The sequence below is a fragment of the Streptomyces sp. CO7 genome (assembly GCF_053474865.1).
Map to the genome: position 1 here is coordinate 37,167 of NZ_JBRIOU010000013.1, position 15,683 is coordinate 52,849.

The 15,683-nt window shown below is 71.3% G+C and carries 15 protein-coding genes; 6 read left to right on the forward strand and 9 right to left on the reverse strand.

Going from position 1 to position 15,683, the window contains the following annotated elements:
* Positions 1-39: 39 nt before the first annotated feature.
* From ACOV8S_RS30220 to ACOV8S_RS30240, 5 genes are all read right to left on the reverse strand, one after another.
* Complete coding sequence (locus ACOV8S_RS30220; protein WP_448321673.1) at positions 40-1,332, reverse strand: cyanophycinase; 1,293 nt, start codon at positions 1,330-1,332, stop codon at positions 40-42.
* Positions 1,333-1,539: 207 nt separating this feature from the next.
* Positions 1,540-2,778: a M20/M25/M40 family metallo-hydrolase gene (locus ACOV8S_RS30225; protein WP_448321674.1), complete on the reverse strand. Its 1,239-nt coding sequence runs from the start codon at positions 2,776-2,778 to the stop codon at positions 1,540-1,542.
* Complete coding sequence (locus ACOV8S_RS30230) at positions 2,775-3,527, reverse strand: amino acid ABC transporter ATP-binding protein (RefSeq protein ID WP_448321700.1); 753 nt, start codon at positions 3,525-3,527, stop codon at positions 2,775-2,777. The genes ACOV8S_RS30225 and ACOV8S_RS30230 overlap by 4 nt, the downstream gene beginning before the upstream one ends.
* An 8-nt stretch (positions 3,528-3,535) precedes the next feature.
* Positions 3,536-4,501 carry an amino acid ABC transporter permease gene (locus tag ACOV8S_RS30235; protein ID WP_448321675.1) on the reverse strand — a complete coding sequence of 322 codons (966 nt, stop codon included), beginning with the start codon at positions 4,499-4,501 and terminating at the stop codon, positions 3,536-3,538.
* A gap of 2 nt (positions 4,502-4,503) precedes the next feature.
* On the reverse strand, positions 4,504-5,448 hold the full coding sequence (locus tag ACOV8S_RS30240; protein ID WP_448321676.1) for an ABC transporter substrate-binding protein: 945 nt from the start codon (positions 5,446-5,448) through the stop codon (positions 4,504-4,506).
* 308 nt (positions 5,449-5,756) lie between these two features.
* Here ACOV8S_RS30240 and ACOV8S_RS30245 point away from each other — a divergent pair, with 308 nt between their 5' ends.
* Complete coding sequence (locus tag ACOV8S_RS30245) at positions 5,757-7,199, forward strand: pre-peptidase C-terminal domain-containing protein (RefSeq protein WP_448321677.1); 1,443 nt, start codon at positions 5,757-5,759, stop codon at positions 7,197-7,199.
* A 109-nt stretch (positions 7,200-7,308) separates the two neighbouring features.
* Here ACOV8S_RS30245 and ACOV8S_RS30250 read toward each other — a convergent pair whose 3' ends face one another.
* Positions 7,309-8,697, reverse strand: coding sequence for an aspartate ammonia-lyase (locus ACOV8S_RS30250; protein WP_448321678.1), 1,389 nt, complete (start codon positions 8,695-8,697; stop codon positions 7,309-7,311).
* Between the two features lie 312 nt (positions 8,698-9,009).
* On the opposite strand from ACOV8S_RS30250, the gene ACOV8S_RS30255 reads away from it, so the two are divergent.
* From ACOV8S_RS30255 to ACOV8S_RS30270, 4 genes are all read left to right on the forward strand, one after another.
* The gene (locus tag ACOV8S_RS30255) at positions 9,010-10,188 is read left to right on the forward strand and encodes an acyl-CoA dehydrogenase family protein (RefSeq protein WP_448321679.1); all 1,179 of its coding nucleotides are present in this window, start codon (positions 9,010-9,012) and stop codon (positions 10,186-10,188) included.
* 155 nt (positions 10,189-10,343) lie between these two features.
* The gene (locus ACOV8S_RS30260) at positions 10,344-10,766 is read left to right on the forward strand and encodes a hypothetical protein (RefSeq protein ID WP_448321680.1); all 423 of its coding nucleotides are present in this window, start codon (positions 10,344-10,346) and stop codon (positions 10,764-10,766) included.
* Between the two features lie 116 nt (positions 10,767-10,882).
* Positions 10,883-12,124, forward strand: coding sequence for a HEAT repeat domain-containing protein (locus ACOV8S_RS30265; protein ID WP_448321681.1), 1,242 nt, complete (start codon positions 10,883-10,885; stop codon positions 12,122-12,124).
* A gap of 138 nt (positions 12,125-12,262) precedes the next feature.
* On the forward strand, positions 12,263-12,610 hold the full coding sequence (locus ACOV8S_RS30270; RefSeq protein WP_448321682.1) for a VOC family protein: 348 nt from the start codon (positions 12,263-12,265) through the stop codon (positions 12,608-12,610).
* 29 nt (positions 12,611-12,639) lie between these two features.
* Here the strand turns inward: ACOV8S_RS30270 and ACOV8S_RS30275 are convergent, their stop codons facing one another.
* Positions 12,640-12,939, reverse strand: a complete 300-nt coding sequence (locus ACOV8S_RS30275) for a hypothetical protein (RefSeq protein ID WP_448321683.1) — start codon at positions 12,937-12,939, stop codon at positions 12,640-12,642.
* Positions 12,940-12,987: 48 nt separating this feature from the next.
* Between ACOV8S_RS30275 and ACOV8S_RS30280 the strand changes: the two genes are divergently transcribed.
* Positions 12,988-14,229, forward strand: a complete 1,242-nt coding sequence (locus tag ACOV8S_RS30280) for an acyl-CoA dehydrogenase family protein (protein WP_448321684.1) — start codon at positions 12,988-12,990, stop codon at positions 14,227-14,229.
* A 182-nt stretch (positions 14,230-14,411) separates the two neighbouring features.
* On the opposite strand, the gene ACOV8S_RS30285 is transcribed toward ACOV8S_RS30280, so the two are convergent.
* Positions 14,412-15,305, reverse strand: a complete 894-nt coding sequence (locus ACOV8S_RS30285) for a Gfo/Idh/MocA family protein (protein ID WP_448321685.1) — start codon at positions 15,303-15,305, stop codon at positions 14,412-14,414.
* Positions 15,306-15,560: 255 nt separating this feature from the next.
* Positions 15,561-15,683: YjbQ family protein (locus tag ACOV8S_RS30290; RefSeq protein ID WP_448321701.1), on the reverse strand; the 123-nt coding region annotated here is incomplete at its 5' end.

Below are 15,683 nucleotides of genomic sequence, written 5' to 3' on the forward strand. Positions count from 1 at the left end.
GCTGGGCGGGCGGGCGCCGCGCCCGCCCAGCCGTCCCTCTCAGCGCCGGGGGGCGATGTCGATGCGGAGCCCGAGGAGGGTCCGGGCCGTGGCGCCGTCGTCGGTGAAGGCGGCGAATCCTCGCGCCTTGGTGAAGGTCACCGTGAACCGCGGTCCGTCCTCGAAGGTCGTCGCGGTCGCGCTGTCCTGCGCACGCGTCGAGGAGAGCGCCCGGGCGGTGGTCCGGAAGGAGTAGGCGCTGCCGTCCGGGTTGGCGGTCGAGTAGAAGACGTCCTCGTTGGCCGGCACGGGTGTCGTGAGGGCGGGGAGCAGGGGCTCACGGGCGGGGGCGACGCGCGGTGTCCAGGTGCGGGCGTCGTACCGGTCGCCGTCGGTGAGGTAGCTGTACCGGGCGCCTCGGAGGGTCCAGCCGTTCGCCGCGTCGTGCGCGCGGGCGTTCCTGAGGTCGAGGACGGCGACGCCGTTCGGGCCGAGGACCGTCAGGTGCTCGCGGCGGCTGCCGGGCCGGTCGACGACCAGGGCGGTGTTCTCCTCCAGTGCGTAGACCCGGTCGTGGCCCGTGTCGGCGGCGAGACGGAAGGCCCGGCCCTCGCGGCCGTAGGCGCCGGTGTGGGTGTCGACGAGGCCGGACCGCAGGAAGCCGAATCCGCCCTGGGGCAGGTACCCCAGACGGGTCGGGTCGTCGAAGTAGCCGGGTGCGCTGCCGTCGCGGAGGGCTTCGTAGGACTCGCCGCCGCTGACCATGTCGGGGCCGGAGGCGATCTGGGCGCCGGCCGAGGAGCCCGCGACGACGGCCCCGTGGGCGAGCTTGGCGCGGATGGCGGCGAGCACCTTGGAGTCCTTGTGCCCGTCGCCGCGCAGGAGGGTGGTGACGTACCGGTACTGGTCCCCGCCGCCGAAGAAGAATCCGGTCATGGACTCGACCTGGGCGACGACGGCGTCCGAGTCGGCGTTGGCGACGTGGTCGATGTCGAGGGGGATCCACTGGGCGTCGGCGGCTCCGTGCCGCTCGAACAGGCCGGCGTAGTAGGCGCCGTTGCAGGCGGAGTTGCTGCACAGGTCGGGGTCGTCGGCGTTCGGGTCCTGGCTCTCGGGCACGGAGGCCGCGGTGATGACGCCGATCCGGGCCTCCGGGCCACCGGCCCGCTCGATGATCTCCCCGTACACCTGGGAGTTGTCGTCCTTCAGGGCCCCGCCGACCAGCACGAGGGAGCCCGTGTGGGCCCCGTCCGGCCGGGGGCCGGCGTGTGCGGCGGAAGCGCCGGTGAGGAGTGCGACGGCGAGGGCGCAGGCGAGGACGGTGCGACGTGCGGGGCGGCGCGGGACGCGCATGATGCCTCCGGTTGGGTGCGGCTCGGTTCGGTTCTTGCGGTTCGATCGGTGCGGTTCGGTTCGGTTCGGTTCGGTTCGGTGCGGTTCGGTTGCGGGGGTGGGACTCGTGGGCCCGCCGGGCGGACCGGACCGTGTCCGTCCGCCCGGCGGGCGTGGGGCCGGAGCGGCGCCGCGCGCGGTGCTCGCACCACCGCGCGGCGGCGCCGTTCAGGAGGTGCCGGGGGCGCCGAGGGAGGCGCCGCCGTCGCCGAGGGAGGCGATCAGGCCGGCGAGCATGGCGACCCGCTGCGGGACGCTCGTGAGGTCGAGCCACTCCTGGGGCGTGTGGTCGGCGCCCCCCACGGGGCCCAGGCCGTCCAGGACGGGGACTCCGGCGCCCGCGACGAGGTTGGCGTCCCCCACTCCACCGGTCGCCGCGGCGCCCAGGGCGAACCCGGCCGCGGCGGCGGCCCGTCGGGCGTGGTCGAGCATCCGCCGGGAGGCGGTGGTGTCCTCCATGGGAGGGCAGAGGTCGAGCTGTTCGACCGTGACGGTGACGCCGGGGACGCCCGGGTGGTCCGCGGCCTCCTGGATGGCGCGGGTGACCCGCCCGATGTCCGCCGTCGTGGCGGCGCGCACCTCGATGCGCAGTTCCGCGGCGGGGCAGACGATGTTGGCGCGGGTACCGGCCCGGACGACACCGACGTTGACCGTCACGTCCTCCCAGTGGCCGTTGAGGGCCTGGAGCGCGACGGTGAGGTGGGCGGCGGCGAGGGCCGCGTTCGCCCCGCGCTCGGGTTCGATGCCGGCGTGGGCCGCCCGTCCGGTGACGGTGAGCCGGAAGTCGGCGACCCCCTTGCGGGCGATGACGAGGTCGCCGTTCTCCCGGGCGCACTCGAGGCCGAGACCGTGGTGCATGCCGCGGGCGGTGTCCTCGATGAGGGCGCGGCTGGCGGGGGAGCCGATCTCCTCGTCGGGGGTGGCGAGCAGGACCAGCTCGTCGTAGGCGTCGGCGCCGGACTCGCAGAGGATCTCCAGAGCGGTGAGCCCCGCGAGCAGTCCGCCCTTGTCGTCGCAGACGCCGGGGCCGTGGGCCACGGAGCCCTCGACGCGGAAGGGCCTGGCCGCGGCGGTGCCGGCCTCGAAGACGGTGTCCATGTGCGCGGCGAGCAGGATCCTGCGGCCGCCCGCCGCCTCGGGCAGTCGGCCCCGCCTGCGGGCGACGAGGGCGTCGCCGGTCCGGTGCCCGTCGGGCGCGGGCGGGAAGGACACCCGCCGGACGTCGAAGCCGATCCGCTCCAGCCTGCGTCCGACCCAGTCGGCCACCCGGTTGACGCCGTCGGCGTCGTAGGAGCCGGAGTCGATGGAGACGAGCTCCTCGAGGTCGTGCAGGAAGCGGGGGCGGAGGGTCCGGGCCCGGTCGAGGAAGTGGTCGGCCCTCTCCCGCCGGGTGACGGGGGCGCTCACAGGACCTTGGACAGGAAGGTACGGGTGCGTTCCTGCTCCGGGTCGACGAGTACCTGCCGGGGGTCGCCGGCCTCGACCACGACGCCCTCGTCCATGAAGACGGCGGTGTCGCCGACCTCGCGGGCGAAGCCGATCTCGTGGGTGACGACGACCATGGTCATCCCATCGGCCGCGAGCTGCCGCATGACGTCGAGGACGTCGCCGACGAGTTCGGGGTCGAGGGCCGAGGTCGGCTCGTCGAACAGCATCAGCTTGGGCTTCATGGCGAGGGCGCGGGCGATGGCCACGCGCTGCTGCTGGCCGCCGGACAGTTCGGCCGGGTAATGGTGGGCGCGGTCCCCGAGCCCGACCCGCTCCAGAAGGTCCTGGGCCTGCTCACGGGCCCCGGCGCGGGAGACGCCGGCGACCTTGACGGGGGCCTCCATGACGTTCTCGACGGCGGTCATGTGCGGGAAGAGGTTGAACCGCTGGAAGACCATGCCGATGTCCCGGCGGCGGTCCGCGACCTCACGCTCCCGCAGTTCGTGCAGCTTGGCGCCGTGCCGGCGGTAGCCGACGAGGTCGCCGTCGACGGTGAGCCGGCCGCCGTCGACCTTCTCCAGGTGGTTGATGCAGCGCAGGAAGGTGGACTTGCCCGATCCGGAAGGGCCGAGCAGGCAGCAGACCTGGCCGCGTTCGACCGTGAGGTCGATGCCCTTGAGGACCTCCAGCCTTCCGAAGCGCTTGCGGACGCCTTCGGCACGCACCATGGGAGTGCTCATCGGCTCTGCTCCTTGCTGTTCTTGCCGAGCCGCTCCACGGTCCCGCCGAGCAGACGGCGGAACGGCGAGACGTGACCGGCGCGCGTGGTGCCGCGGCCGTAACGCCTCTCCAGCCGCGCCTGGGGCACGCTGAGGAGGGTGACGAGGGCCAGGTACCAGATGCTGGCGACGACCAGCATGGGGATGACCTGGTAGTTCTGCGCGTACACGTCCTGGATGTTCGACATCAGGTCGTGCGCGGAGATGACCGAGACCAGGGCGGTCATCTTGAGCATGTTGATGGTCTCGTTGCCCATGGGCGGGATGATCACGCGCATGGCCTGGGGCAGCACGATCCGGCGCATGGTGAGCGCGGGGCGCATGCCGAGCGAGTGGGCGGCCTCGGCCTGGCCGGGATCGACGGACTGGATGCCGGCGCGGACGATCTCCGAGGCGTAGGCGGCCTCGTTGAGCCCGAGGGCGAGCAGCGCCGCGACCGCCGGCGTCAGCAGGGCGTTGGTCTCGGCCTGGAAGAAGGTGACGTCGGTGAAGGGAATGCCGATCTTCACGTACTGGTAGAGCGCCGCGGCGTAGCCCCAGAAGATGATCTGGACGAGCAGCGGGGTGCCGCGGAAGACCCAGACGAAGGCGTTGGCCAGGCCGTACAGCACCGGGCTGGACGAGAGCCGCATGACGGCGATCAGCGTGCCGAGCGCCAGACCGAGGAGCATGGCGGCCGCGGTCAGCCAGAGGGTGGTGACCAGGCCGTCGAAGATCAGGTCGGCGAAGAGGTAGTCGCCGACGACGTCCCAGCGCAGGTTGTCGTTCTTGGCGAGGGATCCGACGAGGCCGACGAGGGCCGCCAGCGAGGCGACCGCCGCGATCCAACGTCCGTAGTTGCGGACGGGGACGACCTCGAGTTCCGCGCCGAGCGGCCGGTCCTCGGCGGCGGTCCGCTCCGGGGCCTTGATGGTGCCGGGCATCTCTAGTCCACCGCCGCGTTCTTGGTGGCTTCCTGGACGGCGATCGAGGCGACGCCGTACTTGCCGTACACGGCGCCGACGGTGCCGTCGTCGATGAGCTCCTGGAGCGCCTTCTGGATCGCCTCGGTCAGCTCCGGAAGGTCCTTGCTGACGGCGATGCCGTTGGGCGAAGCGTTGTAGCCGCCCGGGGCGGCCGGGTCCTCCGCGAGGTCGAAGGCCTTGCCGTCGTCCGCGGTCTTGGCCACCCAACCGGCGGCCGGCTTGGTGAGGACCTGGGCGACCACCTTGCCGGAGCGCAGGGCGAGCTGGGCGTCGGAGTCCTTGGGGAAGGTCTGGATGTCGATCTTCCCCTTGCCCGCCTTGGAGCAGGCGGCCTGGTGGGACTTGAGGAGGTCGAGCTGGTTGGTCGCCGTCTGGACCGCGACCTTCTGCCCGCACAGGTCGTCCAGCGTCGTCACCTCGGCGGGGTTGCCCTCGGCGACCAGGATGCCGGAACCGGACCGGGAGTAGTCGACGAAGTCGACGACCTTCTGCCGCTCCTTGTTGTCGGTGATCGCCGACATCGCGACGTCGTACTTGCCGGCCTGGATGGCGGGCACGATGCCGTCGAACTTCTGCGGGGCGAAGACGAACTTCACGCCGAGCTTCGCGCCCAGGGCCTGACCGAGGTCGTAGTCGAGCCCGGTCAGCGTGGTCCCGCCCTCCTTCACGTACATCTCGAACGGCGGGTAGGGGACGTCGGTCGCGACGCGGACCTCACCCGACTTCTTGATCTCCTCCGGGAGGAGGGCGTGCAGCTTCGCGTCCTTGGTGATCTTGACGCCGGCGACGACGGTGCTGCCGGGCGGCGGGGCGGCCTTCTCCTCGTCGTCACAGGCGGACAGGGACACGAACAGGGCCGCCGCGAGGGCGGAGGCCGCGGCGGAGCGTGCGATACGAGCGTTCATCGCGTGGAACCTCTCGGTGGTCTTCGAACGGCGGAATCTGGCCGCCGGACACAGCGGAGAAGTTACAGATCAACGCCAGTACTGGCTAGATGTAAGACCCATTACGTTCGTGTAACGCCCCGTTCGCGACTGCTCAGCGAACGATATGGGCTCTACGCCCGGAAAGGTCGCCCTGATTGAGGCGAACGGCGGCCAGAACCGTCTTACATCTACCGCTTCATTTCCGTTACTTGTATGTTCCGCATCCAGCCGATCAGACCCGTGACGGGTCACGGCATCCCCGACCGACCCCACTTCTTGGAGCACCCATGCCACTGCGTTCGTCCAGGTCACTCAGGTCATTCCGGTTCACCTCGGCCGCCGTCGGACTCGCCGCCGTCGCCACCGTGCTGGTGGCGCATCAGCCGGCGCACGCGGCGGCCGACAGGATCAGGCTCGGCAGCACCGCCGACGTCACCCGCGCGTCGTGGAACGGGCCCGCCTTCACCATGAACGGCGCCGGAAGCATCGTCGCGGCCTCGATGACCCGCGCCATCGACGACATCCGGGGCGGCTCCGGGAGCATCGACGTGGTCGTCCTGGCCGGCTCCGCGCCGACGTCGGGAAGCAAGACCCCCGAGTGCGACGCCGTCACCAAACTGGCCGGGGTCAACTCCTGCACGACGTGGACCCTCACGACGGCGAGCGACGGCAACAACAGCCAGGTGAACGCCGACGTCCGCAACGCCGAGTTCGTCTACTTCGCCGGCGGCGACCAGTGCCGCTACGCCGCCTGGAAGGGGACGGCCCTGGAGGCCTCCGTCGAGTCGGTGGTGGCCAAGGGCGGCGGCTCGGGCGGCGGCAGCGCGGGCCACCACATCAACAGTCCGCTCGTGTACGACGCCTGCAACGGCAGCGTCACCAGCGCGGAGGCGCTCGCCAACCCCTACGACCGGTACATCAGCTTCACCACCGGCATGTTCGAGTGGGCGAACTACGGCGCGGTGGTCAACGACTCGCACTTCGTCACCCGCGACCGGATGGGCCGCACGATGGCATTCCTCGCCCGCGCGGTGAAGGGCGGCCTCACTCCCGGGGGCGCCGCCTGGGGCGTCGGAGTGGAGGAGGGCGGCGGCTCGCTGTACCTCGACCGCAACGGCACGGCGACCCAGTACGGCAAGGACGCCTACATCGTCCTCGCCGACCACCAGCCGGAGCAGGCGGTCGACCGCAAGCCCCTGACCTACAGCGGCTTCAAGATCTGGCGGCTGACCCCCGGCTCGACCTTCGACTTCAAGAACCGGCCCACCTGCGGCTACTACCTCCGCAGCGTCACCAACGGCGTCGCCGATCCCAACCTGTACAGCGGCACCCCGGTGACGGACTGCGGCGGTCAGGGCGGCGGCAGCGTCGCCGAGAGCGAGCCGAACGACACCCGTGACACGGCCGACGACGCCACCACCCTGGTCTCCCCCGGCACGGTGACCGGGAACATGAAGTCCGGCACCGACCGCGACTACTTCAAGCTCAACCTGTCCGCCGGCCAGACCGCCTCCGTGAGCTGCGCCGTCCCCTCCGCCTACGACGCCGACCTGTACTGGCTCGACGCCGACGGCAGCACCCTGACCCGCTCGGTCGCCGACGGAGCCGGCACCGACGAGTCCCTGTCCTTCACCAGAACCGGTTCCGGGACGGGCGCCTACTACCTCGACGTGGAGGCGTACAGCGGGTCCGGGACCGCGGCGTACGGCTGCACCGTGACGAGGAGCTGACCGCCACGCGGTGACCGGGCCGCCGTGCGCTGACCGGGTCCTCACGCGTACGGGGCGGCCGGACCGCCCCGTACGCGCACCGCTGCCTCGGACCGCGCGCCACCGCCCCTCAGGCCCGCTGGGCGAGCCGCCGCGGGTCGAGCAGCTCAGCAAGCTGTTCCTCGGGGACCAGCCCGTCACGGGCGGCCAGTTCCCGCACGGGCAGGCCGGTCTCCTGGCACCGGCGGGCCAGCGCGGTGGCCTGCTGGTAGCCGATCACCGGGTTGAGCGCCGTGGCGAGTCCGGCACTGCCCTCCACGAGTGCCCGCAGATGCTCCTCGTCGGCCCGGACGCCGGCCACGCAGCGCTCGGCGAGAAGCGTGCACGCCGCGCCCAGCCGGTTCGCCGAGTTGAGCAGGTGATGAACCATCAAGGGCTCGAAGGCGTTCAGCTGGAGCTGCCCCGACTGGGCCGCCGCGCAGACCGCGGCATCCGCCCCCACCACGTCGAAGCAGACCTGGTTGACCGCCTCGGGCAGGACGGGGTTGACCTTGCCCGGCATGATGCTCGACCCCGCCTGCAACTCCGGCAGCATGATCTCGCCCAGCCCGGCCCGGGGCCCGGAGGCCAGCAGCCTCAGATCGTTGCAGATCTTGGAGAGGCGGAGCGCGAACTGCCGCAGCGCTCCGGAGAGCCGGAGGAAACCGCCCACCCCCTGCGTGCTCTCCACCAGATCGCCGGCGGAGCGGACCGGCGCCGAGCAGAGCACGGCGAGGTGCGCGACGGCCAGACGGGCGAAGCCGGGGTCGGCGTTGAGACCGGTGCCGATGGCCGTCCCTCCGAGATTGACGTCGAGCAGACCGTCCGCCGCGAGGCGAAGGAGCTCCGCGTCGTCCCGCACGGTGAGCGCGAAGGCGTCGAACTCCTGCCCCAGCGTCATGGGCACGGCGTCCTGCAACTGGGTGCGGCCGAGCTTGACGGTCCTCGCGAACGCCCCGCCCCGTTCGGCGAAGGCGTCGCCCAGCACCGTCATGGCGTCCAGCAGCCGATCCGTGGCCGTGTACAGGGCGAGCTTGGCCGCCGTGGGGTAGACGTCGTTGGTGCTCTGCGAGCGGTTGACGTCGTCGTTCGGGTGCAGGTGCGCGTAGTCGCCGCGCGCGTGCCCCATGAGCTCCAGGGCCCGGTTGGCGACGACCTCGTTGGCGTTCATGTTCGCCGACGTGCCCGCGCCGCCCTGGAAGACGTCCACGACGAACTGGTCGTGGAGCCGGCCCTCCCGGATCTCCCGGCACGCCCGCACGACGGCCCGGCCCCTCTCCTCGGGGAGCGTCCCCAGCTCCAGGTGCGCCAGCGCCGCCGCCTCCTTCACGGCGGCGAGGGCGACCACGAGCTCGGGATGCGCCGACATCGCGATGCCCGTCAGCGGGAAGTTCTCCCGGGCCCGGAGCGTGTGGATGCCCCAGTAGACCCCGGCCTCCACCTCCCGGTCACCGAGCAGGTCGTGCTCTTCGCGCCGCATGTCGACCCCTTCACCTTCGTGCACAACTCTTCCGGTCAGAAAGTATCACTCATTACAGATCGAGGATTCAAGGCTCAACTGAAACAGATGTTACGCTACAGCCCGCGACGCGAGGCGCCGGGCGCGAGACTCGGGGCGACCGGGACGAGTGCCGACCGGCACCGAAGTGTCCGCGTGACGGCCGTCCGGCAGACGCCGGACCACCCGCGTGAGACGATCGTGCCCGACCGGCCGATCACCGACCCCTGCCCCAACTCCTGCTCACGCACAGCGGCATGACTGTCAGTCAGCAACGGTGAGGAGAGGTACGTCATGACAGCCACGGCTCGACTGCACCACAGCCCGGAACTGCCCGCGCTGCTGGATCGGATCGACGCGCTCGGCAAGTCGCTCGACGAGGGCGCGGAGGCCGCGGAGAGCCTCGGCAGGCTCCCCGAGCACACCGCACAGGCCCTGCTGGACGCGGGGATCGTCAGAGCGGAACTGCCGAGGAGCCTCGGCGGCCACGAGTTCACCCCCCTGCAGCTGATCGAGACGGTCGAGCGACTCAGCCACCACGACGCGGCGGCCGGCTGGACGATGTTCGCCCTGCAACTGGTGACCGGCTCCACCGCGGCGTTCATCGGGGAGGCCGCTGCGGCCGACCTGTTCCCCGACGTCGCCGGCGGCCGGTACGCCCTGGTCGCCGGGCACGGCACCCGGCCCGGCCGGGCAGTTCCGGTGCAGGACGGCTATCTGGTCAGCGGCAACTGGCAGTTCGCCTCAGGGATGGCGCACGCCACGCACGTCCACAGCCTGATCCAGGTCGAGGGCACCGGGGAGATGCGGGTCCTCACCATGCCGAAGTCGCAGGTGGTGCTCGACGGCAACTGGGACGTGCTCGGGCTGCGCGCGACCCACAGCATCGACTACCACTGCCACGACGTGTATGTCCCCCACGAGTACACCTACCTCGCCACCACGACGACCCCGGTCAACGGTGGCGCCGTCTACCGGCTCGGCCTGGTCAACATGGCCGCGATCGGTCACACCGGCTGGGCGCTCGGCGTCGGACGGCGCCTGCTCGACGAGCTCAAGAAGATCGCGAAGGCCCGCACCGGCACGCGGGCCGCCGCTGTCGACACCTCCCAGTTCCACGCGGAGTTCGCGACCGCGGAAGCCCGGCTCCGGGCCGCCCGGGCGTGGGTGACGGAGGCATGGGGCGGCTTCGAGGCCACCCTCGACTCGGGCGACCCGCTCACCACGGAACAGGACACCCTGCTGCGCCTCGTCCTCAACCACGCGACGACGACCGCGCGGGAGGTGGGCGACACGGTCCACCGCTGGGCGGGCTCGGCAGCGATCCGACGCGGCCCGGTCGACCGCTTCCTGCGCGATCTCCACACGGGGACGCAGCACATCACCTCGAGCCCGGTGGTGCTCCATAACTGCGGGGCGTGGCTCAGCGGGGGCCGCCCCGGGGCGCGGTGGAGCTTCCTGGACCTCGCGTAGGGAGGACCCGGCACCGCGAGGGCTGACACGTACGCCGCATGCTCCAGCCCGCGCACCGCACCCTCCCGGCACGTCCTCACCTTCGGGGTGATCTTGAGTGCGGTAGCGGGCGACGGCGGTTCGAACCATATGCGCGCCTCCGGCGTCGAAGGTACGTGAAGACATCGCGCCGAGCCGCCGTCCTGTTGTTGAGCGCCGGGCTGTTGCTCTCCGGCTGCTCGTCCTCGTCCGACGCTCCGGGCGATGAGGGGTACGCAGGTCCCACCCTCCCCGCCCGCACCATCACGGCGGAAACATGGGAGAAGGGACCGAAGAGCCCCGAGCAGCAGAAGCCCTATCCCTATGACATCGATACGCACTGCGGGATCAAGTGGGTCGAGTTCGGCGGCCGTTGGTGGGTCCTGGACTCCGTGTTCCCGGGTGTCGAGCAGGTGCAGGGGGAGCAGCCTTCACGCGACGGCCGGAAGCTTGCCGGTTACATGACCCTGATCGGGCCGGACACGGCCGACTTCGACGCCGTCGGGATGCCCACCATGCAATTCGTCCCGGCCGACGACCAACCACCGGGCTGCGCGTAGAAGGGACGTCCACCCGTCACGCGCACCCCGGGACAACAACGGCAGAGGAACGGACCGACGCCGACGTCCGCTGGCCCCTCGGCTAATTGTCGGTCCCGTGTGAGACATTTCGGCACATGACGAAGATCAGCGCACCCCTGACCGGCCTGGACGCCGTCGACTGGTCACAGCTGGAGCACGCCTACGGACCCGCCGAAGACGTCCCCGCGCAACTGCGCGACCTGTGCTCCGAAGACGCCGACGTACGCGGCAAGGCCATGCACGCCCTGTACGGCAACATCTTCCACCAGGGCAGCCGCTACCAGGCCACCGCCGCAGCGGTCCCCTTCATCGCCCGCATGGCGGCGGAAGTCTCGCTGCCCGACCGCCACGAGTTCCTGACGATGCTGGCGGCACTCGCCATCGGCTACGACGAGAGCCACCTGCCCGCCGGCCTGGACGTCACGGGCTGGCGGCGTGAACTCGCGGAGTTCCGGGCGCGGGGCCCGGAGGAGATGCGTGCCGAGTACGACGCCTGGGTCGAGGCCGCGGCGGACGAGGGTGACCGCCGCGTGCGCGAGATGCGGCGCGACATGTTCGACCACGAGCAGCACCTGGCGGCCGCGGAGGCCGAACTGGCCGCCTACGACGCGGTCCGGGGCCAGCTCCCCACCCTGTTCCCCCTGCTGGCCGACGACGATGCGGACGTACGCGCCGCGACCGCCTACCTGGTCGCGTGGTTCCCCGAGGCGGCCCCTCAGGCGCTGCCGCGACTGCTGGACGTACTCGACGCCGAGCCGGAACCGGCGACGCTGGCCACCGCGCTGGTGGCGGCGGGGCTCCTGGGCGACCCCTCGCTCGTGGACCGGCTGACCTCGTTCCTCACGGCCGACGAGCCTCTCGTGCGGTGGGCCGCGGCGATCGCCCTCGCCCGGCTGATCGCCACGGGCGCCGAGTGCACCGAGAGCGCCGGCGTGCTCACCGAGCTGGCTGCGGCACAGGCGGATCCGCCCGAGCCCGAGGTCCCGTTCCACGAGGGTGACCTGCGTGCTTACGCCGCGAGCTCGCTCACCCTGCTGGCCGACCGGTACCCGGACGAAGCCCTGGACGCCGTGACCGACGGTCTGGCCGCGACCTCCGGCCCGGACACCTTCCCGGTCGCCGAGGCGGCCCTGAGGCTGGCCTTCGGTGAGCCCGCACCGCACGGCCTCCCCCCGTTCGGCGAACTGACTCCACCACAGCAGCGGTTGATCCGCACCCTCGCCTCACTGGGCTCCGACACCTGGAGGTGGGCGAACTTCTGCTCGATCGTCCGCGCGTGGCGTCTGCCCCAGCAGCGCGAGGAGATGCGCGCCTACGCCGGGCTGCCGGACGAGTGACGGCGCGGCCGGCCACCGTCGGCCGCAGGGCGCTGCCGTTCGGCCCGGGGCGTGCAGCGAAAGCGCGTGCGGCGGCCGGTGTGGCGTAGTACTCCTGGAGAGCCCTGATGCCGGCCTGTTGTCACCATGGAGCTACCTATGGCGGTTCGCCGTGTCGTACCCAATGTCCAGTCGGAGGCTGCGCAGGAGAGCCGGGAGTTCTACGGCCTGCTCGGATTCGAGGAGGTCATGAACCACGGCTGGATCATGACGCTCGCGTCCCCGTCCAGTCCGACCGCGCAGATCAGCTTCATGGTCGGCGACAAGACCGCACCGGTCACGCCCGATATGAGCGTCGAAGTGGATGACGTGGACGCGGCCTACGCGGCCGTGCGGGAGAGCGGCGCGGAGATCCTTCACCCCCTCCAGGACGAGGAGTGGGGGGTGCGCCGGTTCTTCGTCCGTGACCCCAACGGCCGGGTGGTCAACGTGCTGGGCCACCGCTGACGGTCCTCCCGGCTTCAGGGGAATGCGAGTCACAGCCATGCGTTGACGGCCGCGACGAGCACGGTCGCCTCGTAGCGGACGGCGCGTTTCCCGTAACCGGTGGCCACTGCCCGGTGTCTCCTGAGCCGGTTGATCCCGTACTCCACCGCATGGCGCTCCCGGTAGTCGATCTTCTGGGCGCCACCGCCGCCTGGAGCACGCAGCAAGCGCGGCAGCTCATGTGACAGCTCGGTGACCGCGCGGAGCACTTCACGCAGCTGATCCGGGGCGACGCTTTGCAGAAATGGCCGTTTTCTTCCGCTGTGCGCAGAGTGCGAAAACGTGTTCAATCACCTGTGTTCGCCTGAGAGCCGACGTCGGCCCCCTTGGAGGAGACCGTGATCGCAGCCCCGGAACCGCAGTTGACCGAACGCGAGATCATCGAGCGGGCGGTAGCCCTGCGGCCCGCGCTCCTCGAGCGCCAGGACGAGACCGAACGGCTGACCCACTACCCGAAGGACACCCACGACGACTTCCTGCGCGCCGGCTTCTACCGCATCCTGCAGCCCCGCCGGTACGGAGGATACGAGTTCGGGCTGCCGACCTTCCTGCAGGTCGTCGTCGAGGTCGCGCGCGGCTGCCCCTCCACCGGATGGGCGTTGTCCCTGACCGCCGCCCATGTACTGCAGGCTGCCTCCTTCTTCTCCGCGGAGGCGCAGGACGAACTCTTCGGCGTCGAGGGCGACTTCCGCGCCGCCTCCACCCTGCCCCCTGTCGGCGTCGCGCAGCCGGACGGCGAGGGCTCCCTGATTCTCGACGGCACCTGGTCGTACGCGTCCGGGGCGCCGTACTCGACCCACTTCATCGGGCAGACCCTGAGCGCGCCCTCCGCTCCCGGGGGCCCGCCGGGACCGCTGCTGCTGTTCGTCGCCCCACGCCGGGTGTGGACGGTGCTCGACGACTGGCACGGGGTTCTCGGCCTGCGTGGCACCGGTTCCAACAGCGTCCACATCGACCGGGGCCGGATACCCGCCCACTTCGCCTGCGAGGCCTCCTTCCTCGACCTGCCGGTGGAGGGAGGCACAGTGGGCAGCACGCTGCACGACAACCCCATGTACGCGTCGCGCGTGGCGAGCTTCTTCCACGCGGAGCTGGCCTCGATCATGATCGGTACCGCGTATGCGGCGGCCGACGAGTACGCGCGGATCATCCGCTCCCGGCCGCTGACCTTCGATCCCGCCCGCACCCGCTCCGACCTGCCCGAGTTCCAGCAGCACCTGGGAGAGGCGCTGGGCCGCATCCGCACCGCCGAGGCGGCTCTGCGGGGAGCCGCCGAGGACTGGACGGAGACCTGCCGGCGCAACGTGTCCGGCGAGGCCCCGTTCACCATGGCCGAGGACCACCGGCTCGCGCAGATCTTCCTCACCGCCGGGCACCTGGCGTGGGACGCGCTCCAGGACCCCCTCTTCCGCACGGCGGGAACCCGGCACGGGCGGGACGGGGAGCGGATGCAGCGCTACTTCCGGGACGCCGCGACCTACCGCACCCACGTCGCCGTGGGCATGGCTGAGCCGCTGGCCCGTCGCGTCGGCTGCGACCGCCTGGGGCTGCCGTCGGACGGGATCCCGCTGATCCCGTAGGGGGCAGCCACTACCGGCTCGGCTCGGACCACAGGTTCCGGGGGGACCGGCCTTCACCGGGTCCGGGAACGAGACGGGGTCACGGCGGGAGACTCCGCGGAGCGGGCACCCGGGGGCGCCCCGAGGCGAGGAATGGAGCGTCAACGTAAACGTCAACGGCAACGTCAACGTCAACGTCAACGTCAACGGGGCACGTGCCCATCGGCCAGCAACTTCTCGGCTTCCGACAGCACTTCGGTGACTAGCAGGCCGAACGCGACGTCACAGGCGTGCGGTTGGCCGCCCTCTGCGGCGACGCGCAGTGCGGCCGCCGCGCGGGCGAGTGCGGGTACGGGGCCCTCGGACGTGTCGGGAAGCCGCGTCACGCCGTGGGCCCCTCGGAGTTCGAGGCCGTGGCCGGCAGCGGCAGGTGGGGCCGTGAGACTCAGTGTCACGGTGCTGGACGCGCCCCGGTCGTGCGTCAGGACCAGGTGCACGGTGTCATCGGCACCCCGCGCCGCGGCGGACACGCGCTCCACGGGGCCGAGTACAGGCAGCAGCACGGACAGGGCGTGCGGCCCGACGTCCCACAGAGCGCCCTTCTCCCGGCGCCAGGGCGACCGCCCGTACGGGCTGTCGCCACTGAACACCGAACCGAGCCAGTGGGCGTTCGCTGTGAACCAGCCCTTTGCGGAGCCCTGTTCTGCGATCCAGGTCTCGGTTCCCGTCTGGAAGCGGAGGGTGAAGAACACCACCGAGGCAACGCCCGACTCACGCACTGCGTCGGCCACGGCGCGTGCCTGATCGACCGTGGTGGCCAGCGGCTTGTCGAGCAGGAGATGAAGGCCCGCCCGGGCAGCCCGGACCGCGAGGTCGGCCTGGATGTGCGGGGGCAGCGCGACGGCGACGGCGTCCACGTCACTGAACAGGGCCTCGACATCGCCGTAGGCCCGTACGCCGTGACGGCCCGCAAGTTCCTCTGCGGCCTCGCGACGGCGCCCCCACACGCCGACGAAGTCGACTTGGGGATGCCCCTGAAGGGCGGGCGCGTGAGCCGTGCTGGCCCACGGTCCGGTACCGAGCAGTCCGATGCGCATGACGCCGCCTTCCGTCTTCCGTGGTGTGAGTGGGACCCGATCAGTTCAGCAGAACGCCAGGGTCGGTGCAGTGGAACGCTCGGGTCCAGGACGGCGTGATCGGTGTTCTCCTGCTCATGCCCGACCGACCTCCTTGCAACCCGCGTCCTCGCGTGGTCGGCGAAGAGGAACCGCCGGCAGTCCTGACGGCGGTCTCGCCGCGGCAGTCGGTGCGGTCGGAGACCCGCCGTCCTCAGTCCGCACCGGGTCGGTGTCCTACCCGAGGAAGCTCAGCCGCACCTGGCGCTCGCGGTTGTCGCCGTTGGTGTCGACCAGGCACACCGACTGCCAGGTGCCCAGTTCCAGGCGGCCGCCGATGACCGGGAGGGTGGCGTGGGG